Origin of the sequence: Pseudoalteromonas sp. NC201, from assembly GCF_002850255.1 — a bacterium.
Taxonomy (GTDB): domain Bacteria; phylum Pseudomonadota; class Gammaproteobacteria; order Enterobacterales; family Alteromonadaceae; genus Pseudoalteromonas.
In genome coordinates this window covers 1449814-1474157 of the sequence record NZ_CP022522.1, presented here as the reverse complement: position 1 = coordinate 1474157, position 24344 = coordinate 1449814, and the positions used below count along the sequence as shown (strand labels likewise).

At 43.8% G+C, this 24344-nt stretch carries 23 protein-coding genes; 3 read left to right on the top strand and 20 right to left on the bottom strand.

Annotation, left to right across the window (positions count from 1 at the left end; all coding sequences use genetic code 11):
* Positions 1-14: 14 nt before the first annotated feature.
* The 18 genes from flhA to PNC201_RS05925 all read right to left on the bottom strand — a co-directional run bounded on the left by flhA (position 15) and on the right by PNC201_RS05925 (position 18463).
* Positions 15-2117 carry a flagellar biosynthesis protein FlhA gene (gene flhA / locus PNC201_RS06010; RefSeq protein ID WP_102056489.1) on the bottom strand — a complete coding sequence of 701 codons (2103 nt, stop codon included), beginning with the start codon at positions 2115-2117 and terminating at the stop codon, positions 15-17.
* An 83-nt stretch (positions 2118-2200) separates the two neighbouring features.
* Entirely contained in the window at positions 2201-3331 is a 1131-nt protein-coding gene (gene flhB, locus PNC201_RS06005; protein WP_010606366.1) for a flagellar biosynthesis protein FlhB, read from the bottom strand.
* Between the two features lie 9 nt (positions 3332-3340).
* Positions 3341-4120 (bottom strand): flagellar biosynthetic protein FliR, encoded by a 780-nt coding sequence (gene fliR / locus PNC201_RS06000; RefSeq protein WP_010606365.1) that lies wholly within the window; start codon positions 4118-4120, stop codon positions 3341-3343.
* A 2-nt stretch (positions 4121-4122) separates the two neighbouring features.
* Positions 4123-4392, bottom strand: a complete 270-nt coding sequence (gene fliQ / locus PNC201_RS05995; RefSeq protein WP_010369116.1) for a flagellar biosynthesis protein FliQ — start codon at positions 4390-4392, stop codon at positions 4123-4125.
* Position 4393: 1 nt separating this feature from the next.
* Complete coding sequence (gene fliP / locus PNC201_RS05990) at positions 4394-5131, bottom strand: flagellar type III secretion system pore protein FliP (protein ID WP_010606364.1); 738 nt, start codon at positions 5129-5131, stop codon at positions 4394-4396.
* Positions 5124-5582, bottom strand: coding sequence for a flagellar biosynthetic protein FliO (fliO, locus tag PNC201_RS05985; RefSeq protein WP_102056488.1), 459 nt, complete (start codon positions 5580-5582; stop codon positions 5124-5126). Before fliO ends, fliP begins: the two co-directional genes overlap by 8 nt.
* Positions 5582-5980 (bottom strand): flagellar motor switch protein FliN, encoded by a 399-nt coding sequence (fliN, locus tag PNC201_RS05980; protein ID WP_010369124.1) that lies wholly within the window; start codon positions 5978-5980, stop codon positions 5582-5584. The genes fliO and fliN overlap by 1 nt, the downstream gene beginning before the upstream one ends.
* A gap of 72 nt (positions 5981-6052) precedes the next feature.
* Positions 6053-7147, bottom strand: a complete 1095-nt coding sequence (gene fliM, locus PNC201_RS05975) for a flagellar motor switch protein FliM (protein ID WP_010606361.1) — start codon at positions 7145-7147, stop codon at positions 6053-6055.
* Between the two features lie 10 nt (positions 7148-7157).
* Entirely contained in the window at positions 7158-7682 is a 525-nt protein-coding gene (gene fliL, locus PNC201_RS05970) for a flagellar basal body-associated protein FliL (RefSeq protein WP_010606360.1), read from the bottom strand.
* 43 nt (positions 7683-7725) lie between these two features.
* Positions 7726-9813, bottom strand: a complete 2088-nt coding sequence (locus PNC201_RS05965) for a flagellar hook-length control protein FliK (RefSeq protein WP_102056487.1) — start codon at positions 9811-9813, stop codon at positions 7726-7728.
* Positions 9814-9955: 142 nt separating this feature from the next.
* Positions 9956-10402 carry a flagellar export protein FliJ gene (gene fliJ, locus PNC201_RS05960; protein WP_010606358.1) on the bottom strand — a complete coding sequence of 149 codons (447 nt, stop codon included), beginning with the start codon at positions 10400-10402 and terminating at the stop codon, positions 9956-9958.
* Entirely contained in the window at positions 10402-11733 is a 1332-nt protein-coding gene (gene fliI, locus PNC201_RS05955; RefSeq protein ID WP_102056486.1) for a flagellar protein export ATPase FliI, read from the bottom strand. The genes fliJ and fliI overlap by 1 nt, the downstream gene beginning before the upstream one ends.
* Before the next feature lie 72 nt (positions 11734-11805).
* The gene (gene fliH / locus PNC201_RS05950) at positions 11806-12621 is read right to left on the bottom strand and encodes a flagellar assembly protein FliH (RefSeq protein ID WP_102056485.1); all 816 of its coding nucleotides are present in this window, start codon (positions 12619-12621) and stop codon (positions 11806-11808) included.
* Between the two features lie 3 nt (positions 12622-12624).
* Positions 12625-13665: a flagellar motor switch protein FliG gene (fliG, locus tag PNC201_RS05945; protein WP_095728224.1), complete on the bottom strand. Its 1041-nt coding sequence runs from the start codon at positions 13663-13665 to the stop codon at positions 12625-12627.
* Complete coding sequence (fliF, locus tag PNC201_RS05940) at positions 13658-15376, bottom strand: flagellar basal-body MS-ring/collar protein FliF (RefSeq protein WP_086003757.1); 1719 nt, start codon at positions 15374-15376, stop codon at positions 13658-13660. Before fliF ends, fliG begins: the two co-directional genes overlap by 8 nt.
* A 20-nt stretch (positions 15377-15396) precedes the next feature.
* The gene (fliE, locus tag PNC201_RS05935) at positions 15397-15729 is read right to left on the bottom strand and encodes a flagellar hook-basal body complex protein FliE (RefSeq protein ID WP_010369155.1); all 333 of its coding nucleotides are present in this window, start codon (positions 15727-15729) and stop codon (positions 15397-15399) included.
* 257 nt (positions 15730-15986) lie between these two features.
* The gene (locus PNC201_RS05930) at positions 15987-17366 is read right to left on the bottom strand and encodes a sigma-54-dependent transcriptional regulator (RefSeq protein WP_102056484.1); all 1380 of its coding nucleotides are present in this window, start codon (positions 17364-17366) and stop codon (positions 15987-15989) included.
* A complete protein-coding gene (locus PNC201_RS05925; protein ID WP_095728221.1) occupies positions 17363-18463 on the bottom strand; it encodes a sensor histidine kinase in 1101 nt (366 codons plus the stop codon). Before PNC201_RS05925 ends, PNC201_RS05930 begins: the two co-directional genes overlap by 4 nt.
* 236 nt (positions 18464-18699) lie before the next feature.
* Between PNC201_RS05925 and PNC201_RS05920 the strand changes: the two genes are divergently transcribed.
* Positions 18700-19299: a DNA-3-methyladenine glycosylase I gene (locus PNC201_RS05920; RefSeq protein ID WP_102056483.1), complete on the top strand. Its 600-nt coding sequence runs from the start codon at positions 18700-18702 to the stop codon at positions 19297-19299.
* Positions 19300-19567: 268 nt separating this feature from the next.
* On the opposite strand, the gene PNC201_RS05915 is transcribed toward PNC201_RS05920, so the two are convergent.
* Together PNC201_RS05915 and PNC201_RS05910 are read right to left on the bottom strand one after the other, a co-directional pair.
* Entirely contained in the window at positions 19568-21007 is a 1440-nt protein-coding gene (locus PNC201_RS05915; protein ID WP_102056482.1) for a sigma-54 dependent transcriptional regulator, read from the bottom strand.
* 148 nt (positions 21008-21155) lie between these two features.
* Positions 21156-21941: a flagellin N-terminal helical domain-containing protein gene (locus PNC201_RS05910; RefSeq protein ID WP_039492535.1), complete on the bottom strand. Its 786-nt coding sequence runs from the start codon at positions 21939-21941 to the stop codon at positions 21156-21158.
* Between the two features lie 223 nt (positions 21942-22164).
* Here PNC201_RS05910 and pseB point away from each other — a divergent pair, with 223 nt between their 5' ends.
* Both pseB and pseC read left to right on the top strand, forming a co-directional pair.
* The gene (gene pseB, locus PNC201_RS05905) at positions 22165-23166 is read left to right on the top strand and encodes a UDP-N-acetylglucosamine 4,6-dehydratase (inverting) (RefSeq protein WP_102056481.1); all 1002 of its coding nucleotides are present in this window, start codon (positions 22165-22167) and stop codon (positions 23164-23166) included.
* Positions 23163-24344: a UDP-4-amino-4,6-dideoxy-N-acetyl-beta-L-altrosamine transaminase gene (gene pseC, locus PNC201_RS05900; RefSeq protein WP_102056480.1), complete on the top strand. Its 1182-nt coding sequence runs from the start codon at positions 23163-23165 to the stop codon at positions 24342-24344. The genes pseB and pseC overlap by 4 nt, the downstream gene beginning before the upstream one ends.

Below are 24344 nucleotides of genomic sequence, written 5' to 3'. Positions count from 1 at the left end.
AGCCCCTTTATCCTCTATTGTCCAACCGAGCTCACTATCTTAATTTGTCTTTCTTCCGGCACTTCTTGATATGACATCACTCGAAGACCTGGAATTGTATGTTTAACAAATCGAGACAGTACACTTCTTAACATACCTGAGGTTAATAAGATGGACGGCTCCCCTAGCATTTCTTGGTTGTGATGTGCTTCTCTTAATGATTCTTGAAGCCTCTCAGCCAAGCCAGGTTCAATACCTGCCCCCTCATCACCTGCGTTCTGAAGTGACTGATGCAACATCTGTTCCAACTCAGGCGCCAATGTTATGACAGGAATCTCTTCTTCGCTTCCAACGGCATCTTGAACAATCAATCTGCGTAATGAAATTCTTACCGCAGCCGTTAATACATCAGGGTCTTGGCTACGTGGTCCGTACTCAACTAAGGTTTGTACAATCGAGCGCATATCTCGAATTGCAACGCCTTCATTAAGCAGATTTTGTAGTACTTTTACTACGGTAGTGAGTGGTAAAATATCAGGCACTAAGCCTTCAACTAATCTAGGGTGACTTTTCGCAAGCATGTCTAATAGATTTTGAACTTCTTCATGACCAAGCAATAGTGACGCATTATTCGTCAATAATTGACTAATGTGTGTTGCCACCACAGTTGCAGCATCTACTACTGTATAGCCAAGTGAATGCGCTTCATCTTTTTGATCTGGTTTAATCCATACTGCATCTAAGCCAAATGCAGGGTCTTTAGTCTCTATGCCTTTAATCGGCCCAAACACCTGCCCTGGGTTAATTGCGAGCTCATCGCCATGCTTCAACTCACCGGTTCCTGAGCCAACTCCCATTAAAGTAATATTGTATGCATTTGGATCTAATTCTAGGTTATCGCGAATATGTACCGGCGGTACTAAAAAGCCCAGTTCCTGAGATAGCTTTTTACGCACCCCTTTAATACGACTGAGAAGCTCCCCGCCTTGGGCTTGGTCAACTAGAGGGATTAGGCGATAACCTACCTCTAAACCAATCACATCAACAGGTTGTACATCATCCCAACCAAGCTCTTTTTGATCTTGTTGATGGCCTCCTTTGGTAGCAGGTCCTTTGGCAGCTTGTTCCGCCTTTTCGATTTCCGCCTTTTTCTTTTGCTGACTTGTGTAATAGGCTATATAGCCAAGTAATACACCTAACCCTAAGAAGGCAACATGTGGCATGCCAGGAACGAGTCCCATGGTGATCAAAATACCTGAAGCAATAGCCAGCGATTTTTCATTACCCAGTTGGTTTTTAAACTGATCGCCCATGTTGTGCGATTCATTTTGACGCGTTACGACAATTGCAGTACCAATTGAGAGTAAAAGAGAAGGAATTTGCGCGACCAGACCGTCACCAATCGTCAGCATGGTATAAACTTCCATCGCGTGACCAAAGCTTAAATCATGCTGGATCATCCCAACGAAAAGGCCACCTATTATATTAATAGCAAGGATCACGATACCTGCGATAGCATCACCTTTAACGAATTTACTTGCACCGTCCATTGAACCGTAAAAATCGGCTTCTCGAGTCACTTCTTCACGGCGAGCCCGGGCGTCATCTGCAGAGATAAAACCGGCATTTAAGTCCGCATCAATGGCCATTTGCTTACCTGGCATAGCATCAAGGGTGAAACGCGCAGACACCTCAGAAATACGGCCCGCACCTTTGGTAATTACGACAAAGTTAATAATAATAAGGATAAGGAATACAACTAAACCGACAGCGTAGTTGCCACCAATAACAACACTACCAAAGGCTTCGATCACCTTACCTGCCGCATCACCACCATTATGACCTTCAAGTAATACGACGCGAGTACTCGCTACGTTTAGTGCCAATCGCATGATAGTCGCGATCAGTAGTACCGCCGGAAACATACCAAATTCAAGTGGCTTCAAGGTATAAACAGTCACCAATAGCACCACAAGTGCCAATGCAATGTTGAAGGAAAATAGAATATCAAGCAAAAAAGGAGGTAGCGGCAGAATAACCATGCCAAGTGCTGCAAGCACCAACAATGGAGTACCCACACCTTTAGCATATTCTTTTTTATCTCGATTGAGTTGTTGTAAAACCGCTTTAAATTCCATAACTTAACACAAGCAAAAAATTGACACATAGCAACAAATGCAATATGCGTTCCAATTAATAGCTTATTTTTATAAGAGCAATTTTAGTGCTTCAAGTCGTCTGGGATTGGTAAATCTCGAGTAAGTGCAACGGGTCTTTTCCCTTTGCCCTTTTGAAAACGATTTAGCTGAAATACATAGGCAAGTACCTGTGCAACCGCGGTAAACAATTGTTCAGGGATTTGATCACCGACTTCGGTTGTATGATAAAGTGAACGAGTCAATACAGGTGACTCCACAATCGGTACTTCATTTCCTTTGGCTATTTTTCTAATTTGCATCGCAAGCTCATCAACCCCTTTTGCAATAACAATAGGCGCCCCCGCTCGTTCAGTATCGTATTTAAGCGCAACCGAATAGTGAGTGGGGTTAGTCACAACAACATCGGCATCGGGTACATCTTGCATCATACGTCGTTGCGACATTTCTCTTTGCGTGCGGCGGATCCGCGCTTTTATTTGCGGATCACCTTCTGAGTTTTTATATTCATCCTTGACTTCCTGTAGCGTCATTTTAAGCTGTTTATGGTGATTGTAGCTTTGATAAGGGGCATCAATCGCTGAAATAATGATCATGGTGCAACTAAGTGCTAAGAACATCCACGCAATGATTTCTAACGCATGCTCTATACTCGATGGGATTTGTTCAATACTCAAGTGCAATATTTCATTAAAATACATATTGATAAGCAAGATTGCAAAACCTGCTACCAATACAAACTTAAGAACTGACTTCAATAACTCAATGGCCGCTTGTGGGCCCAACATTCGCTTCAGTCCCTTCATAGGTGACATTTTACTTGCTTTAGGTGCGGCCGCTTGCCAAGAAAAGTTAAAGCCACCGAGTAACGTATTCCCCACTATTCCAGCAATTGCGATAATAAAAACGAACATAGCCATTGGGAATAACAGCTCAGCGCCAATATCCCCCCACACAGCAAACATTTTGGTTGTATCGTAGGTTTCATTGCGATTAAGCGACAACATTCGCCCCATCACGTTGTAAAGCGCCTTCCCTATACCAGGACCATACATCAGTAAAGCGATAGCAGAAAACAACAAGACAAACGTAGTCCCCAACTCCTTTGAACGGGCTACCTGGCCTTTACTCCTCGCATCACTTATCTTCTTGGAGGTGGGTTCTTCGGTGCGTTCTTGACCTGAATCTTCTGCCATTTCAAACTCCTAAACCGTACAACCAATTAGATCGCACATCAGCTCCGTCATTTTGAGCCATTGAAACTCAAATTGTGCTAAGAAGTTACCCAGTGTCGCCCAAATAATGGTAAGACCTGCAACCAGCGTAAAAGCAAACCCTACAGAGAAAATATTCATCTGAGGTGCAGCTCTGGTCATGATCCCAAACGAGATATTGATAACCAACATTGCCGTTAATGGAGCTAATGCAAGAGCCAGTGCCGTAGAAAACATCCAGCCCCCCCAATTAACGATTCTCCAAAAATTATCTACCACCCACCAATTACCTGCTATGGGAAAGCTTTCGAAGCTATACACTACCATTTGTATCATCATCAGGTGACCGTTATAAACAAAAAACAGTAATGTCGCTAATATTAAATAGAACTGACCAACTGCTGGGACACTTAATCCATTGGCAGGGTCAACAACAGATGCGAAACCAAGACCTGTTTGCATAGCAAGGATTTGACCCGCAATGATAAAAGTATTTAAAAGCAATAGAGAGCCAAAACCAATTGCGACTCCGGTCATCATTTCTTGAATAACAACCAAAATCATCGAAAAGGAGAACAAATCGGTAAATTCTGATTTGGGCAAAACGGGCACCACGGCGAAAGTAACAACCACAGCGAGCGCAAACTTAATTCGAGCCGGCACACTTTGTGCCCCAAGCCCCGCCATTACCATTATCATTGAGCTTATCCGCACCAGTGGAAGTAAAAAATCACTTAGCCACTGCATGATTACCGCAAAGGTGAACTCCATGGCTAACCTGCGATTTCAGGAATTCGCATAACCACGAGGTTAAAATAGTCCATCAGTTCTTGAGTTAACCAATGGCCACCAAAAATAAGGGCCAGAATCGTGATAATTAAACGCGGTAAAAAGCTTAATGTTTGCTCGTTAATTGATGTTGCAGCTTGAAACACAGCAACAACTAAACCAACTAGAAGCCCAGGTACTACAATCGCCGCCACCAGCTTGATGACTAAAAACAATGCATCACTTAAGATATCGACAAAGACTTCTGGTTCCACATTACACCCCCAATCCGAAGCTTCTGGCCAGTGTCCCCATGACCAAACTCCAACCGTCGACGAGCACAAAAAGCATAATCTTAAACGGCAAGGAAACTATCATTGGCGATAACATCATCATACCCATGGCCATCAAGACACTGGCTACAACTAAGTCGACTATCAAAAATGGAATAAAGAACATAAAGCCGATAATAAAAGCCGTTTGCAGCTCAGATGTAACGAAGGCCGGAATAATAACGATAAACGGCGTATCCTCAGGGCTATCAAGCTTGTCATAGCCCGCTATTTTAGCAAAGGTTTCCAGGTCTTTAATTCGGGTTTGTGACAACATGAAAGCTTTCATGGGTTCTTTGGCACGTTCAAGTGCTTGGATTGATGTGATTTCTTCTTTTATATATGGCTGCACCGCTTCATCATTTATCTGCGAAAATATAGGTGCCATTATAAATAGCGTCAAAAACAACGATAAACCGAGTAAAATTTGATTCGATGGCGATTGCTGTAGACCAATCGCTTGTCTCAAAATCGCAAGTACAACAATTATTCGAGTAAACGAAGTCATCATGATAACAGCGGCTGGAATAAAACTCAGCGCCGTCATAATGGCGAGCACTTGAAGTGTCACTGAGTACTCTTGCGAGCCATCAGGGTTTGTTGTAACGTTTATTGCTTCTATCCCTTCTGCAGAAGCTACCCCAGAAAACAGTAATAAACAGAGTATCAGCAATCTAGTCATGGCTTTTCTTATTTTGGTTATTGGCTACTTGCCCTTTTCCCGTTAAAAACTTTTGTAGCTCATTTGCAAATGGCGTTCGGCTAACATCATCCAGTGGTGTTTCTAGCTGATATAAATAATTGATATTATTTGGTGTTACTCCGAGTAAATGCTGTTTATCATCCAACTCTACAACCAGCAAGCGTTCTTTCGTACCGAGCGATATACTGCGGATCACCTTAAAGTCCTTTTGGTTTACGATGTTGGGATTTAAACGCTTCAGCACAAATGCTAACCCCAGAATAAGTACGATCACCAACACCAAGGACAATCCCATGGAGAGTAGTTCCGAGCTTAACCCCGCAGTACCTGCCCCTACAGAAGACTTAGGTACTACTCCTGAAGTCGTTGCAACGGCAGCACTCGCGTATGAAGCGGAGCCACACAAAGCTACACACCAACCCCAGCGCATTAACGTAGCTTTTTAATACGCTCAACCTGACTAATAACGTCCGTTAAGCGAATACCAAACTTGTCGTTTACTACAACTACTTCACCGTGTGCAATCAACGTACCGTTAACAAGTACATCTAGTGGTTCACCAGCTACTCGATCCAGCTCAACAACAGAGCCCTGATTTAGCTGTAATAAGTTACGAATATTAATTTTAGAGCGGCCAACTTCCATCGAAATGGTAACTGGAATGTCTAAAATGGTATCGAGTTTACGTTTTTCATCTGACGATAATGCAGGCGCTGAATCTTTGAGTTCATCTAACTCTGCAACTTCTGGCTCACTGCCACCTTCGGCACCTTCGGCTTCAGCTAGTGCTGCCGCCCATTCGTCCATAGTATCTTGATCATCGCTCATTGGATTACTACCTGATTAAGTTAATTTGTTGTCCATAATTAGTCTCATGACGTTGCTTATACAACCTCACGACTACCAATCTAAATCCACACCTTCGGAAAGATGCAGATCTTCTTCTAATTCTGCCAGCTCAGCATCTGAATCGAGTTTTTTACCACCTTTGGTAAACACATGAAGCTCAGACTTCACTGATTCTGGCCGTTTAATTTTTTCACTGATCTGTAAAGCAACATTGTCACGAGAACGACCCATTTTAGCTCTGAAGGTTGGCAGCTCTTCTACAAATACGGTGACATGCTCTGGCATTTCCACAGGAATAACATCACCAGCTTGAAGTTTCATTATTTGCTCAAGTGATAAGTCAACTTCCAGTAACTGGGAAGAAATCTCAACTTCAACATCCATAATCTCATCACGAAGCGCTTTACTCCAACGCAGATCGGTATCTTCAGTATCTGATTGAACACCGGCATCGAGTAACTCTCGAATAGGTTCCAACATAGAGTAAGGCAATGAAATATGGAAATCGCCCCCTCCACCATCTAATTCAATATGAAAAGAGCTAATCACTACCACTTCAGTTGGCGATACAATATTCGCCATCGCGGGGTTAACCTCGGAGTCAAGATATTCAAACGACACATCCATAACCGGTGCCCAGGCTTCTTTATAATCTTCAAAGATGATCTTAAGTAGCATCTGTACGATACGACGTTCTGTTGGTGTAAACTCACGCCCCTCGATCTTGGCATGATAACGACCATCTCCACCAAAAAAGTTGTCTACAAGGATAAAAACCAACCGGGCTTCCATGGTTATCAGGCCAGTACCTTTTAGTGGCCTAAAGCGCACCATATTCAAGCTGGTAGGAACGAATAGAGTATGAATATACTCGCCAAACTTAAGCATTTGCACACCATTGATAGACACTTCAGCGGTGCGGCGCATCATGTTGAAAAGGCTTATCCGCATATGGCGGGCAAATCGTTCATTAACGATTTCAAGCGTCGGCATCCGCCCACGCACAATCCTATCTTGAGACGAAAAGTCATACTGTAAGGCACCAGCGCCTTCGCCGTCACCACTATCACCGATTTCGTCTTCTTCGACTTCATCTACACCATGGAGTAGCGCATCAATTTCGTCTTGGGATAATAAATCGCTCACAAATACTACCTTATTGCATTACAAAGCCAGTAAACAACACACGCTCGATTACTTTGCTACCTTCAACCCCTTCCATCGCAGCTTGGACTTTATCTAGCGCCGTTAAGCGCAAAGTTTCTTTACCTGCACTTGTGCTTAACTCATCAGCGGTAGTCGTTGAAAACACGCTAAGTAAAGTACCTTCAATCAAGGGAATATGCTTCTTTGCTACTTCTTCATTAACATCACCGCGAACCAGCAGCTGAACTTTAATTTGCACAATTCTATCGCGACTTGCACCAGGTACATTGAAAACAAAGGGACGGGGCATGGCAACGTACAGTGCACTCCCCATTTGCGCAGCGCTACCTTGCTCCGCTTTAACTTCGCTTGCTGTCGTTTCTTCTGCTAAGGATTCTTCTGGCGCATCTGAGCCTGAAAATAAGAAAAATCCTGCGACACCGCCGAGCACCAATACCGCAGCGACAATAATGATAATCAGCTTTTTCTTGGAACCACCCGTTTCTTCTATTTCTAAGTCGGTTTCTTCAGCCATAGCAAGCCCTTATGATCTTTATTAATTACAATAATAGCAGGTGTTAGGCATAGTAATCTATTGCAGAATCAGTATTTCTCTTTTGTGATGGTTGTGGATTGTCAGAAACCCCCGATTCATCACCTAGAGTTTGCTGTCCACTCGTATTGCCACCAGCAGTTTGCGACTCTGATTCAGTATTTCCACCTTGCTGATGTGATATTTGGCTGTCACCCAGTTCAATACCCTGCTCAGCTAACATTTCTCTTAGTCTTGGCAGTGATTGCTCTAGCAATTCTTTAGCTTGCTGATTTTGCACCACAATATTCACTTGAGCCTGCTCTGCATCGCTTTTTATTCGAATTTGCATCGCCCCAAGCTCTGGCGGGTCTAAGCGAATCTCAGCTTCCTTATTGTTAAGGTTAAGCATCAACCCTACCCGTTGATGCAGCTCTTTAGCGGCATCTTGACGTGCTATGTTAATCGCCTGTTGAAGATTAGCATCTGTCGCTTGCTTTGTCTGTGTTGTGCTTTGGTTTGTTGGCTGAGACTGTTGAATTTGCTGAACTTCTTTCAGTGTTTGGTTTAGTGAGCTAGTGTCTTGCGATATACTTACAGGACTTGCTTCAGGCTTAACTTGATTTGGTATCGCTGCTGCAGTATTAGCCGATTGACGCTCATTTTTAACCGCCTCTTTCGCGATGCTTGCTTCCGCTTGCATCAGCTTACTATTTTCTTTATCAACTACCTTTTCACTTATTTGCTTTTCTAAGTTCTGTTTTTCTGAACTTTGCTTCTCTACTGCTAACTTTTCATCGCTAGTCAATTTATTCACAGCTATATTTTTTTCAGCACGTTCACCCTCTTTAACTACCACGGCCTGCTGCTCACTATTGTTAGGCTTTTCTTGCGCGCTATTTACATTAAAAGACGCTTGGGTAGTATCTTTAACATCCGTAGCAGCTTCTTGCGGGGTGTTTGTTGAAGTTTGTGTTACGACAGAGGATGGCACAAATGCTTTAAATTGCTGTACATTTTCGATATCAACACCTTTACCAATTAATTGAGCTACGGCTTTTTGTACACTTGGTGACGCATCATAAATATCCAGCTTACCAGCCATCACGGCTTTTAATTCTTGTTGTTGCTGTACGGTCAACTTTTCTACCATGGTTTGCACATCTGTAGTGTTTTTTGTACTTACTGCGTTTTTGTCTTTCGCGGTTTGTGTACTCGCCTCAGAAATGATTTGCTTTGTTTCTGATTGCTTAGCTTCAGATGAGGAAACAGATTGAGCAAGCTCTGATTTCTTAGCGGCTAAGAGTTCTTTCTGTTGCGCGGTTTCAGACTCACTTTCAACTTGAGACTCGACTGGCTTATTAGCGCTTGGATCCCGTTTTTCTATGTTTGTATTGGTAACCAAGGCTTGAGTGCTAGTATCCTTTTGCAACTTAGGCTGTAATGTTTGTTCTTTAGCTTCTGAACTGTCATTCAATAACGAAGGTTTAGCAACCTCACCTTCTGAGTCTTGGCTGTCCAAAGAAGTTGCCTGCTGTAATAACGAGGTTGTCTTAGTGCCGGCGTTTTCAGTTTGGCCTTTCCCCCCTCGAATGAGTGGACTGGCTTCGTCTTGTAGCTGCTCCTGAGATAGTGCGCTATCGCTAGATACAACCTCTTCATCAGCCGCAGAAGCATTGCCCAATGCTTCTTTGACTGATTGCGCAATTGCTGTTGGGGTTTGGCTCAATGAAGTACTCTGCTGTTTTGCAGCGTTGATCTGAGCATATAAGTCATTATCCGGGGGATCAGGAAGCGGTTTGTCCGCAACTACCTGACCTTTGTCTGTGTAGCTAACAGTAGAAGTTGGTACTTCCCCTTGCAGCTTAGAAGAAGAGGCTTGTGCTTTACTATCAGACTGCGGAGCATCATCTGATGCGACTTCGCTATCTATTGGCGTATCCAGATCTGAGGTTACTGGATCTGCAGATTCTATTACCTGCTTGCTTGCACTCTCTTGTTCCGCTAACTCAGCCATTAAAGCACTAAACCCAGAGCCCCCCTCAGAACCCTCAGCATCCATATCTTGGGATTTTTCTTTAATATCAACCTCGTTACTGCCTCGTTGCAGCATGGATGCAAGCATTAGATTCATCTTAAAGCTACCTCATAAAGTGGCAATGTCCTGCCGTTGTAATACACCGTTAAAAACCAACACTATGAATATTAGTGACTTTTACGAGTGAACTACCTAAATAATAAAACGCTAATTATTACGAAGCATATTTCGAGCCAACTTACCAAGCACGCTCTCTTCGTACAAACTGATTCGTTGCAAACTCATCAAGCATCTTTTGCTCTGCTTTGGCAAGACGAGTTTGCTTCGCGAGGGCTTGCTTCTCGATAAGCTTTTCAATTGCCTTCGTTTTAGCCTGCTGTGCTAGCCATAGCTTGCGGCGTTGTTCAACCACCTGCTTGGCTGTGTTGACCGTTTTTGCTTGCTGATCAATAGCCTGCTCAATCTTATTAATAAAGTTATGGTATTGATTGAAACCGCCACTAGACAGACCAACTTGTGCTTTACTATGAAGCTGCATGCTGTATTCCAGACGGAAATCGTTTAGTCCCGATAACCGTTGTTGGTTTGTTGCTAAGTGCTGCTGCGCTTGAACAAAATTCGCTCGAAGGCTATCTTCTTTGTCTTTTTCTAGCTTAAGCAATAAAGTCAGTTTGTTATTTGCCATTATGCTTGTCCTAGTAGCTTAGCGAGGCCTTGTAAACACTCGTCATAATTGATCACGTCTTTCATGCCTTGCTGAAGGAAGTTATTCACAGCAGGCATCATGTTTATCGCCTGATCTAGCATCTGGTCACTGCCGCGTTGATAAGCACCTAAGGTGATCATGTCTTTATTTTGCTGGTACATTGAATAGACTTGCTTGAGCACTCTGGCTTGCTGCATGTGTGCCTCTGATACCACTTGCGGCATGACTCGACTAATGGACTTTTCAATATCTATCGCTGGGTAATGACCACTATCGGCAAGCTCTCGTGATAACACAATATGACCATCCAAAATAGCTCGCGCGGCATCGGCAATAGGGTCTTGCATATCATCACCTTCACTCAATACCGTAAAAAATGCGGTAATTGAGCCTTGTCCCTCACCACCATTACCTGCGCGCTCAACCAACGCTGGGAGCTTTGCAAACACGGAAGGCGGATACCCTTTTGTGGCTGGCGGCTCGCCTACAGCAAGCGCTATCTCACGTTGTGCCATGGCATAGCGCGTCACCGAATCCAGTAACAACAGTACATTTAACCCTTGATCGCGAAAATACTCCGCAATAGTCACAGCACTCTCACAGCCTTTTAAGCGCATCAGCGGTGAGGCATCGGCGGGAGCGGCAACCACTACGGAGCGGCGTCTACCCTCGACTCCCAAAATCTCATCGATAAATTCTTTCACCTCACGACCGCGCTCACCGACCAAGCCAACGACAATAACATCCGCTTCACTGCCTCGTGTCATCATGCCAAGCAGTACCGATTTACCCACACCACTCCCTGCAAACAGCCCCATACGTTGGCCTTGACCCACTGTCACGATCGAATTTATCGCACGCACGCCTACATCCATTGGTGAGTCGATTGGACGCCTTGCAAGTGGGTTGATTTGCGCTGCGGCAAATTTCAGGTGTTTCTCAGCGTCAATGGCACCAAGGCCATCTAGTGGCCTACCAAGTCCGTCAACCACGCGGCCAAGTAGACCCATTCCGACAGGTAATCCAGCATCCTTAACTTTTGGGATCACTCGCGCTCCAGGAAGGACGCCTGTAATATGGTCGTTTGGCATAAGATAAAGCGTTTCTTGATTGAAACCGATAACTTCTGCATCAATAAAACCGCCCAGCGTCTCGATTTTACATTGACTGCCGACGGGAGCACTTAGCCCCCTAGCTTCAAGGGTGAGGCCAACCACACGGGTGAGGCTGCCAGCAACCGCAACCCCATATGGTTTGATAAATTTCTGATACTTACTGATGCGCTCGCTCATAGCAGCAGATGTCGACATGTTCGCAATTACCTTAGGAAGGCATCGTTATCTTGATTTGATTGCTTCGCTTATCTTGATAACAGTGCAGTATTATTGGTTTATACCGCTATCCTGCAAAAATGATTCCAACACTTCGCTAATACGGTTTTTAAGCGTCATATCAATGGATGACTGTGGTGTTTTCACCTCGCAGCCACCTCTGTCCAACGTCGGCTCTGGAAGTAACTGCCAATGCTGTGATTGTATATGTTCCTCGCCGTACATGGCTTGCACTAAAGCTAAATCTTCGGGGTGCAAATGGATGCGTACTGATTGATCTTTGACAGGCAGCGCGTCCATCGCTTTTTTCAACGCGTTTAAAATGAGCTCAGGCGTGGTCTTGAGCTCTTTAAAAATAACCTGCTCTGCCAATAAATTGACGAGTACAACCAGCTGCTTTTCACACTCATCATCAACCTTTTTCAGTGGCGTTTGCATGCCATCTAAAATAGTGGATAGCGCTTTCATCCTTTCTTCAATGAGAGGTTGTGCTTCCTCAAGCCCCTTTTCTTTACCTATTTCTACGCCTTCTTTATAACCGGCTTCTTTACCTTCAGAAACTCCTTTGTCAAAGCCTTCAATATAGCCTTGTTCGTGGCCTTGCTTTATTCCTTCGTCGTAGGCATCCTGACGGATCTGCTCTAATTCTTCAATGGTCAAAGTAGGGAATTCAGGCTCTTGCGGCTCAGGTTCTGCGCTCACCTCTCTCTTAGTATACAACTCTTCCAACGGCGTACCGAAGGCCGTAGAACGACCTCGGTATTTTTCGGGCTTATCCGTAACATCTGGAATGGGCCAGTTTTCTAATAACTCATCCAGTGCTTCGGTGCTGACTGGGCGGCCTTTATACAACTTTTTATCGACCATGGTTTATAGGAACTCCTCACCACCGCCGCCACCAAGCATAATTTCACCTGAGTCAGCCAAACGTCTAGCCGTTGCCAGAATCTCTTTTTGTGCAGCTTCGACTTCACTGATCCGCACTGGAGGCATAGCCTCAAGGTCATCTTGCATCATCTCAGCAGCACGTTTGGACATATTCTTCATAATCTTTTCTTTTAAAGATTCGTCCGCGCCTTTAATTGCTTTCATCAGTACGTCTTGCTGCACTTCACGCAGTATGGCTTGGATCCCTCTGTCTTCTACATCCATCAAGTTTTCAAACACGAACATGAGGTCTTGAATTTGTTGCGACATTTCTTCGTCATGTTCTCGGATTGAATCCATCAACTGGCCTTCGACATTGGTGTCTAGGTAGTTCATGATATCCGCAGCGGCTTTTAAGCCACCCATCTTCGCCGCTTGTGCACCAGCTTGACCTGCGAACTGTTTCTCCATGATCTCGTTGAGTTCTTGTAGTGCCGCCGGTTGTACTTCTTCTAAGTTTGCAATACGCATAGTTAAATCTAAGCGTACTTTCTCAGGAAACTGAGACAAAATTTCGGCGGATTGCTCAGGCTCGAGATAAGACAATACAATCGTTTGGATCTGCGGGTGCTCGTTGCGGATAATATTGGCAACTTGCTTCGAGTCCATCCACTTCAACGAATCCAACCCTTTTGCACCAGAGCCCATAACGATTTGGTCAATAAGGCTTGCCGCTTTGTCTTCACCAAGTGCTGCGGTTAGCGCCTTCTTAATAAAATCTTCCGATTGGAAACCAATTGTACTAAAACTTTGAATTTGTTCGATAAACAAATTGTGCACAGCTGCAATTTTAGCCTGAGATAGGTCATCCATGGAGGCCATCGCCATACCGACCTTTTGCACTTGCTTCGGCTCTAAGTGTTTCAAAATCTGAGCCGCATCTTCTTCAGTCAAACTAAGCAGTAAGATGGCAGCCTTGTCGACGCCATCTAGCTTGTCAACGTCAAAGGCTGCGGGCAATTGTTTTTGTTCTTGATCAGTCATCTTCTGTCAACCACGCTTTCACAACTTGTGATGAGAGTTCTGGTTCGTTAGCAACTAAGGCACGTACTGCTTTGAGTAAGTCCTCGTCGCCATGTAAGTCTGGCAATTGTAATCTACCGTCAGAAGAGAAGCCAACCGCAGACTCATCGAATTCGTTATTTAGCATATCGAGTGTACTGTCACCTAAATCTACACCACTGGTCAACGCATCTTCATCAAAATCTTCAAGCGTATCATCTGGGTAAATTAGACGCTTAAGCATAGGTCTTACTACCGCTAAGATTAGCACAATGATCACTAAGGTACCTGCTGCAAGACGGATTGTCTTTTGGAACCAATCTTGCTCCCAAAGTGGTATCTCTTGCATTTCAGTGAGGTCTTCACGCACGAATGGCACAGTCACTACCTCTAGTGCATCACCTCGCTGCATATCAAAGCCCACACCACCTTGTAGCAAACGACGGATGTTATTTAGCTCTTCTTGCGTACGCGGCGCCATTGCCATGTTACCTTCAGCATCAGGTTTTGCGAGGTAGTCAACGGCCACACTCACACTGATCCGGCGAATAACACCTGTTTGCTGACGTTTATGGCTAATAGTGGTGTCTAATTCATAGTTACGGGTTGCTTCTTTTTGATTACTGCTTGGTGTTGCACTTTGACCATTGCCGCCTTGCCCAGCAACCTCTGGGATATTTGAGTTCACTGGAGGCTGATTAGTCAGCGCACCCGGAATACCGACAGCTAAACCACCAATATTATTTTCTTCATACGTTGTTTCGCTGCGAACCGCAGGTAAATCTGGGTTATAACGTTTTTGCGTTTCTTCAACTGCGCTGAAGTCCATCGTTAAGTCGACCTGCGCGGTAAAGTTACCAAGACCTACAGTTGGGATCAGGATGCTATCAATTTTTTCTAGATATTCTTGTTCACGCTTACGTTCGATTTCATACTCTTTTCTCGAGCGCGCAGCTAAAGAGTCTTGAGAACCAGAGTTGAGTAGACGACCGTTTTGATCGGTGACAGTCACGCGTGAAGGCTCTAGGCCTTGTACCGCTGATGCCACAATGTCTACGATTGAATCAACTTCTTCGCCGCCAAGCGTTTTGCCACGTTTAAGGGTAATAACTACGGTTGCAGAGGGCTTTTTCTCGCGACGTGCAAAGACGTTTTCTTTTGGAATTGCAAGTAACACTTTTGCACGATTTACGTCTTGTAACTCTTCAATTGTTCTCGCAAGTTGTTGCTCACGGCTATGTTTTAAGCGCTCTCTTTCAAGACGTTGGCTAACACCAAAACCCATATCTTGCATCAGAATATCAGTGCCAGAACTCGGAGACTGGGTAAAACCGTCACGCGCCATGCGTAGTTTTATGTCTTGATAGTCCGACTCAGCGACTAAAATGATATTACCATCTAATTGGTATTCAATTTTCTGTTGGTCTAAAAAGTCTAACGTTTCGACGAGTTCTTCTGTTGGGTATTTACCAAGTGGGCGCATATCTGGTTGGCGCGCCCAAATGATAATAAAGATTGCGATTGCTAAACAAATAGCAAGGGCAATAACCAGAGTAACCTGGCGCAACATATCAACACCGCTTAGCGCACTGAAGTAGCCTGATTTTTGCTCTTGTTGCTCATCCGATCCGCTGTCATTATTCAGCGCTGCATCGGAAAGCGTAAGATCTGTTGATTGATTAGTAGCCACGATTACTCTCCACAGTCACTCAATTAAACTGGCATGCTCATGATTTCTTTATAGGCCTCAACAAGTTTATTACGAACTTGCACTGTTGCCTCAAAAGCGACCGACGATTTTTGTTTCGCTATCATGGCTTCTGCTAGAGAAACGCTTCTGTCACCCATTTCAACAGCGGTGACTTTTTGTTTCGCTTCTTGTTGTAAGCCATGAACCGTATTAAGTGCGTCTGAGAGTAAATCGCCAAACTGAGCCGACGAAGATGCCGCCGTCTTAACCGGCTGCACTGATGGCTGTGTGTTTCTCGTCGCTTCTGCAGCCATTGCCTGCATTTCTTGAAATAGCGCTGATGATTGTACTTTCATGATGCTTTACTCAAAATAACTCTTAGTTACCTGTAATAAAGCAGAAAACGTGCCAACTTAAAATCGTTAATTTTCAGTATGTTGAAATATTTTTAGCATGTCGAAAAATTGGCAGTGCATAGAAGTGAAAACTAGGCGCCTAAGATCTGCTGATCTTTATAGGCACCTAATTAAATTCGAATTAACAGATAAAGCTTAACCTGAGGTTTGGATAAGCAATGAGCTAACTCATTGTTTTTAAGCTCAGCTAACTTAGGTTAAGCGGGTAGTGCAATCCCTAAATCTCGCATTTTTGCCAGCTTATAGCGAAGTGTGCGAGGACTCATACCTAACACCTCCGCCACCTCTTTACGTTTACCATTAAACTTTGCTAGCGTATCTAAAATAATTTGGTGTTCTTTATCCTGTAACTCATCTTTATAGCTAATGATTTCATCCTCACCTTGAGAGCGCTCCATTAAAGCTGATGCTTCATGATTTACAAGTGGTGCAGACTCAATCAAAGCCATCGGTGAGAAATTTTCGATAAAAATATCATCTTCTTGAATTTCATTACCTTGGAACAAAATCAGGGCACGTTGAATAACGTTGTCTAGCTCTCTTACGTTTCCAGGCCAACTGTGTGAACTGAGCTTGCGCTTTGCACCGCTGCTTAATATAGGTGTTGGCTTGCCTGCTTTTTGCGTATGTCTTACCAACAAATGCTCGGCTAACACTGCGATATCACCCGCTCTGTCCTTCAGTGGCAACCACTCTAGTGGGAAAACATTGAGGCGATAATATAAATCTTCTCTAAATACCCCATCCTCCACCGCTTCTTTTAAATCGCGGTTACTGGTTGCCAACACTCTGACGTCCAGTGAAATGGTTTTTCTGCTACCTAAACGCTCTACCTCGCGCTCTTGTAACACGCGAAGTAATTTTGCTTGTAATCCCAAATCCATCTCTGTGATCTCATCAAGCAAAATCGTTCCCTTTTGTGCTTGCTCAAATTTTCCAGGACACGCCTGAATGGCACCTGTAAATGCCCCCTTTTCGTAACCAAACAGGGTCGCTTCGAGCATATTTTCTGGGATTGCAGCGCAGTTAATTGCGATAAAGGGCTCATCTGCTCTGTCGGATTTATCGTGAATATAGCGAGCCAACACTTCTTTACCTGAACCGCTCGGTCCAAGTACCATAACGCTGGCATCCGACTTAGCTACTTTTGCAGCCAGTTCAAGTAGTTTAATACTCTTTGGATCGGCAACAATGGGGCCGTCTGTCTCTTTTTCCTTCTCAGGTAGATAACGTCCAACCATATTGAGCAATACTTCAGGCGCAAATGGCTTAGCCATATAGTCGATGGCACCCAATCTCATCGCTTCAACCGCATCATCAATGGTCGCGTATGCTGTCATCATCAATACCGGTAATTCGGGATAGTTGAGTTTAATGGTCTTTAACAAGTCAAGCCCACTCATGGCACCCATTTGCACGTCACTCACAACCAAAGAAAAGGCTTCTTGCTTTAGCAATAAAACGGCTTGTTCCGCACAACTTGCTTCTACGCACTCGATATTTGAAAGCTGCAATGTATCAATGAGTGCTTCTCTTAAACCAGCATCATCTTCAACAACTAAAACTCTGTTACTCATAGTTCCTCCGCCTCAATTAGTGGTAGTACCAAACTAAAACGTGCGCCCTTACCTTCAACATTGTCTGCCTGCGCAAATCCTTTGTGCGCGTTAGCGACCGAATTAACCACCGCAAGTCCTAGCCCAGTCCCCTGCGACTTAGTTGTAAAAAATGGTTCAAACAACTTGTCTACTAAGGTTTCATCGATGCCAGGTCCATTATCAACAACTGAGATACGTACATACTCGCCACACGGCTCGCGCTCTGCATTAAGTTCAATGTGTGCCGCACTGCCAATTATTTGAATACTGTTGTGGATCAGGTTTTGGATCGCACTTGCAAGCGCAGTACGATTACCTAATATTTCGATATCTGGCTCGGGTAAAAATGCTTCCAACTTTGCTTGGTTAAGCTCAACCATAGCGTCAGCACCCGCTTTGACTTCACTCAATAACTGTTGCATTGACACTCGCTCAACCACTTGTTGTTCACCGCTTTTAGCAAACAGCAGCATGTCATTAACTTGGCTTTCTAAGTCTTTTAACCGAGACATCAACTTATCGTGAAACTTTTCTCGAGAAGCCGAAGGAAGATTAGCCGCACCTAGATTTGCACCATATAACATCGCAGCCGATAACGGCGTACGCACTTGATGCGCCAATGAAGCAACCATTTTTCCCAACGCACTTAACCTTTGCATATGCGCAACACGACTTTGGAGTCGGCGCGTTTCGGTAAGATCTGTCATCAAAATGAGTTGCCCAGGTTCCGGTGTTAGCGCGGTTATATCTAACTTAATTCTTCTGCCATCTTTAAGAGAGACTTCATGACCATCGTCCTGCTGTGGTCGAAATGAACGCTGAATAACGCTAAACCACTTTTCACCTTCGAGTGGTTCACCCAACATATCCATCGCGATTTGATTCGCCTTGGCAATCATACCTTGACCATCAAGTACCACAACACCTGCAGGCATAGTATCAACTAGATGACTTAACCAACTCGCCTGCTGTCTAAGGTCGCTCAATTCACCAACGTAGGCTTCTTGCAGCAAACAGGGATTGTAGCGATTCGTCGTTGGTACAAATTGTGGATTAATAACATGTGCTAATGCCATTTTTCCGCTCTCTTAAAAATAAACTCAATGGATAAAAGCAAAAAACGATCCAACTTTATATTTGATATAAAACATAGAGTTACAGAACACTTAACAATATCAATTTATTGACACTGTTTTTATATACAGCATTATGCTAGAGTTTTTGAAAGCCAAATGTGAAGCCGCAATGAGTAGTTGGCGTAGTAAATCATTTAGCTTATTCATATTCACAATTAGATAGAAGAGAGCCAACAATGACAATACGATGCGGCTGGGTGGACGAGAGCAAACCCGATTATGTTGAGTACCATGATAAGGAATGGGGAAGACCTGTACTGGATGACCAGAGCTTGTTTGAGTTTATCACATTGGAATCTGCGCAAGCTGGCTTAAGCTGGTATACCATTTTAAAAAAACGTGAAGGCTATAGAAAAGCATTCCACGATTTTGATGTACATAAAGTGAGCCAGATGACAGAGCAAGATATCGAGCAGCTATTAGCATTTGACGGAATTATCAGAAACCGCGCAAAAATCGCAGCAACGATAAACAACGCTAAGCGATTTATTGAAATTCAGCAAGAGTTTGGCAGCTTTGCAAAATACCAGTGGCAATTTGTTAATTACAAGCCTGTTATCAACCCCATGCGTGACAAACACGATGCCGTTGCCACCACTGAACTCAGCGACAAATTTGCCAAGGACTTAAAAAAACGTGGGTTTAAGTTTTTAGGCTCAACGACCGTGTATGCGCATATGCAAGCTTGCGGCATGGTTAACGACCATGCCGATAACTGTTTTTGCAAACAAACCATTATTGCCAGTTATCAAGACTTGGATTTTACTCGACTTTAAACAATAAAGTACAAGGCCGCATATTAAGCGGCCTTGCTGAGTTGATTAGGTAACCTGAACTTGGAATAACAACTTGTTCTCTAGCAGCTGTTATCCCTTACTACTGCGTTAAATTTGCTTGCAATAGGCCAGCTATTGACGCACAAATTTGCCTTGTATTAAGAAATAACTTCTGGCTAGAGTGATACTTCGCTTTTGAATTTAGTGATTTTAGTAGATTAACTTACTTCTTATCCCGAGTTCAGGTTAGGTAGTAATTGATGAACTATCAGTCACGATTGAGATTATACTTTTTCATCTTCTCAACTAATGTTGTACGGCGAACGCCCAAGATTTCAGCCGCTCGAGCAACCACATAATCGTAGCGCTCTAAAGCTTGAGTGATCAAATCAATTTCAAGCTCTGCTAAATATTCTTTTAACTCTATCCCCTCGTCCGGCAGTAAGCCAACATTCGGTGCTTGCGGCGCAAAATCTTCCGCGACCATGTCTTCTTCGTCGTCACTAAAACCATCGCTAAATAGTTCGTTGAACGCATCTTTTTCTAATAGTTCTTCTGGATATTCAGGCTCAAACGCTTCGACTTCTATATAGCGGTACTTTTGTGGTAAATCCGTCACATCGACAACCTTGTCTGGGAACATAATCACCATTCGTTCCACAAGGTTTGCAAGCTCTCGAATATTCCCAGGCCAAGCGTGCGACTTTAAGCTGTCTACGGCTCTATCCGTAAACTTAACCGAATTGCCCGTTTGCTCATTTACTCTACGCGTTAGTTCTTTTAGCAGTAGCGCAATATCTTCCGCACGCTCGTTTAAAGAGGGGTTTTCAATGGGGAATACATTGAGTCTATAAAATAAGTCTTCGCGAAACTTGCCATCTTCAATCATGGTTTCAAGATTCCGGTGCGTCGCGGCAATCACACGAACATCTGCCTGAATAGGCTTTGTGCCCCCGACTCGTTCATAGGTGCGTTCTTGCAAAACTCGTAACAATTTCACCTGCATTTGCAGTGGCATATCACCGATTTCATCGAGAAAAAGCGTACCGCCTTGCGCAAGTTCAAAGCGCCCTTTTCTGGCTGAAATCGCGCCAGTAAACGCACCTTTTTCATGACCAAAAAGCTCGCTTTCTAACAGCTCTCCAGGGATAGCACCACAGTTAACTGGCACAAATGGTCCCTGCGCACGTTTAGACAATAAGTGTACGTTACGTGCAACCACTTCCTTACCGGTTCCCGATTCACCCAAAATAAGGACATTGGCGTCGGTTTTAGCCACTTGAGAAATCAAGAAACGAACGTTTTTAACCGCTTCGGTTTCCCCAACTAAACCATCAAAGCTCTTATTTAGTAGCTTGTTCTCTTTATTTGGAAGCATGCGTAAATATTGCTGACAGTCATGTAGCAATTGCATCGTGACTTCTTGCCCAAAGGGTTCGGTGATGAGCCCTATTACATTCGGTAATGCAAGTAGCGGCCTGAGCGTTTCACCTATTAATAAAAACGGGACGGCGGGATGAGATTTTATCAACGCTTCGTGTGTTAAGCTTTGCAAAGCGCCTAGCACAAAAATTGGTTCTTGGTTGTTATCAAGGATCTTGGGCTCATAACGGTCTTCGGCCAGCACTTCATTTGCTTGACCGACAAAACTAAGTGCCGCACCTAATCCGATCGCTCTTTTGTTGTTGTTATCTAAGATCAAGACCATTGCTTGAGAACCAATCTACTTAAAATTTTTTCAATAGTTAGATTGTAAGAGAGATTAAGGGGGATGCAATACCTAAGTGGCAACTTTTTGACATTAACGCCAAAAAATCGCCACTAGAGCTGTTCTATATCAATACTTTGGTATTAATTTATAATAAACCTAGTACCGATGATGCAGACTGATTAGCTTGACCACGCAAAGCAATAGAAGCTTGCGATAAAATATCGTTGGCAACTTGATCGCTCACCGCTTGCGCGTAATCGGTGTCTTGAATTCGACTTTGGCTCGCCGCAATGTTCTCACGTTGGTTACTTGCAGAGCGAATTGTACTAGATACCGCATTTTCAAATGCGCCAAGCTCCGCGCGTTGGCTGTTTAAATCCTCAGAGACTGTATCTGCCGCATCAATGGCTGCTTGTGCGCCCGCCTGCGTCGAAATGTCCACACTCAATATTGCACTGGCAAAACCACCATCAGTCTGCTGTAGCGACTGAGTGGTATTAGCGTCGGGACCTACCTGAAAACTACGAGACTCACCGTCAAAAATTTGTGCGCCACCAAATGTAGTGTTTTCAAACGTTTCGCTGATTTGCGTTTGCAACTGCGATACTTCCTCTTGCAATGCTTGACGGTCACTATCTGTCAGCGCCCCATTACCGGCTTGAATCGATAATTCTCTAATTCGGGAAACCGCATCATTCACACCAGATAATGCCGAGTCAGCGGTTTGCGAATACGAGATACCATCATATGCGTTACGAATAGATTGACTGTAGCCGTCCTGTTGAGACGTCAAACGATTAATGATCTGCAAAGCCGCAGCATCGTCTGCAGCAGAATTAACTTTCTTACCAGAAGCCAGTTGTTGATTGAGTTTATTAGCAGTCTGCTCCGTGCGATTAAAAAAAGCAGTACTTTGTGATTGGATTTTCATATATACCCCCATTCACTATCATTAGGTTAAATCTACGCTATTGTGAGCAAAAAGTCACCATAGTCGTTAAATTTCCTGCAATGACTGGCATAAATACTGCAAAACACATAGAAGTGATATAAAGTATTGAGTAGTAGCTAATTTATTGTATCGATAAGATATCTAAAGCAGTTTCGATACCCGATACTGTAAAGTTTTGATTGCACCTGTAGGTGGACACCCTATGTTTGATAATAAAACCATATTAATAACCGGCGGCACAGGCTCTTTTGGCAAAAAATATGTCAAAACATTGTTAGATCGTTATAAGCCAAAGAAAATCATCATATTTTCGCGCGACGAGCTAAAACAGTTCGAAATGCAACAAGAGTTTAATCAACGTTGTATGCGCTACTTTATCGGCGATGTACGAGACAAAGACAGGTTGCGCCGAGCAATGCAAGGGGTTGATTATGTGATTCATGCCGCGGCGTTAAAACAAGTACCTGCTGCCGAATACAACCCGATGGAGTGTATCAAAACCAATATCAATGGTGCCGAAAATGTGATTGAAGCCGCTTTAGATAATGACGTCGAAAAGGTAATCGCACTTTCTACCGATAAAGCAGCTAATCCAATCAACTTGTACGGCGCTACAAAATTAGCGTCAGATAAACTTTTTGTCGCCGCCAATAATATGGCTGGCGGACATAAAACTCGATTCTCTGTTGTTCGGTATGGCAATGTGGTTTGTTCAAGAGGTTCGGTGGTCCCGGTATTCCAAAAGTTTATTGATGAAGGGAAAGGTCATATTCCTATTACTCATGCAGATATGACTCGCTTTTGGATTAGCCTTCAGCAAGGCGTTGACTTCGTACTTAAGAATTTTGAGCGGATGCTTGGCGGCGAAATCTTTGTGCCAAAAATTCCATCGATTCGGATTGTTGACCTAGCAACTGCAATGGCGCCCAATGTACCTCAAAAAATTATCGGGATACGCCCTGGCGAAAAGCTTCACGAAGTAATGTGTCCTCAGGATTTAAGTTTTGATACTTTTGAATTTTCTGATCATTTTGTTATTGCTCCGGGGATCAAGTTTAGTAGCAGAAGTAATTCTTTTGACCTTAATGCGCTTGGTGAGCAAGGAAAAGCGGTGCAACCTGGATTTGAATACAACTCTTTGACTAACCCGGTTTATATGAGCGTGGAAGAGATAGAAGCGTTTAACCTACAAGCAATATTATGATCCCATACGGAAAGCAATCAATAGACCAAGCGGATATTGACGCAGTTATCGAAGTACTGCAGTCTGACTGGTTAACACAAGGCCCTAAAGTGCCAGAGTTTGAGCAAAAACTTTGCAGTTATACCGGAGCAACTTACGCTGTTGCGGTAAACAGTGCAACATCCGCACTTCATATTGCCTGCCTTGCGCTTGGGGTTGGCGACGGTGATATTGTTTGGACCTCACCAAACTCATTTGTTGCTTCATCTAATTGCGCACTCTATTGCGGAGCAAGTGTCGATTTTGTCGATATTGAAGTCAGTACCGGTAATATGAGCATTCAAGCACTCAGTGATAAGCTAGCACTAGCAAAGCAACAAAACCAACTCCCCAAAGTAGTTATACCGGTGCATTTTGCAGGGCAATCATGCGATATGAAGGCAATCCATCAATTAGCTGTGCAGTATGGTTTTAAAGTGATTGAAGACGCATCACATGCTATTGGGGGTTCCTATCATGATAAAAAGGTGGGTTGTTGTGAGTACTCCGATATCTGCGTTTTTAGCTTTCATCCGGTAAAAATAATTACCTCGGCTGAGGGTGGTGCTGCGCTGACAAACGACCCAGCGCTGGCTAATACGATGACGATGCTTCGCAGTCATGGTATTACTGGAAATCCTGACGAATTTAATGAACCCAGCCATGGGGTCTGGTACTACCAACAGCAAGATTTAGGCTTTAACTACCGTATGACGGATTTACATGCGAGTTTAGGGATAGCACAGCTTACTAAGGTCGATGCATTTGTTAAGCAGCGAAATAACCTTGCTAACACGTACGATACGCTATTTGCCGATAGTATTGGGATCACGCCTCTCGCGTGCTCTGAAAGCTCAGTTTCTGCCTATCACTTATATGTTATTAGACTCGAAAGTTGTACGCCTGAACAGCATAACTTTATGGTCAGCGCGCTTCGGAATAAAGGAGTTTTTGCGCATGTTCATTATATTCCAATATACCTGCAGCCCTATTATCAGAATTTAGGCTTTAAGGCAGGCTATTGCGCTGAAGCTGAATCCTACTACTACAGTGCAATCACTTTACCTTTGTATCCAACCCTCACTTTAACCCAACAAGAGTATATCATTAGCACAATTGAAGCGCTTTATCTTGAGTGTACCAACAGTGATGAAAGCTAA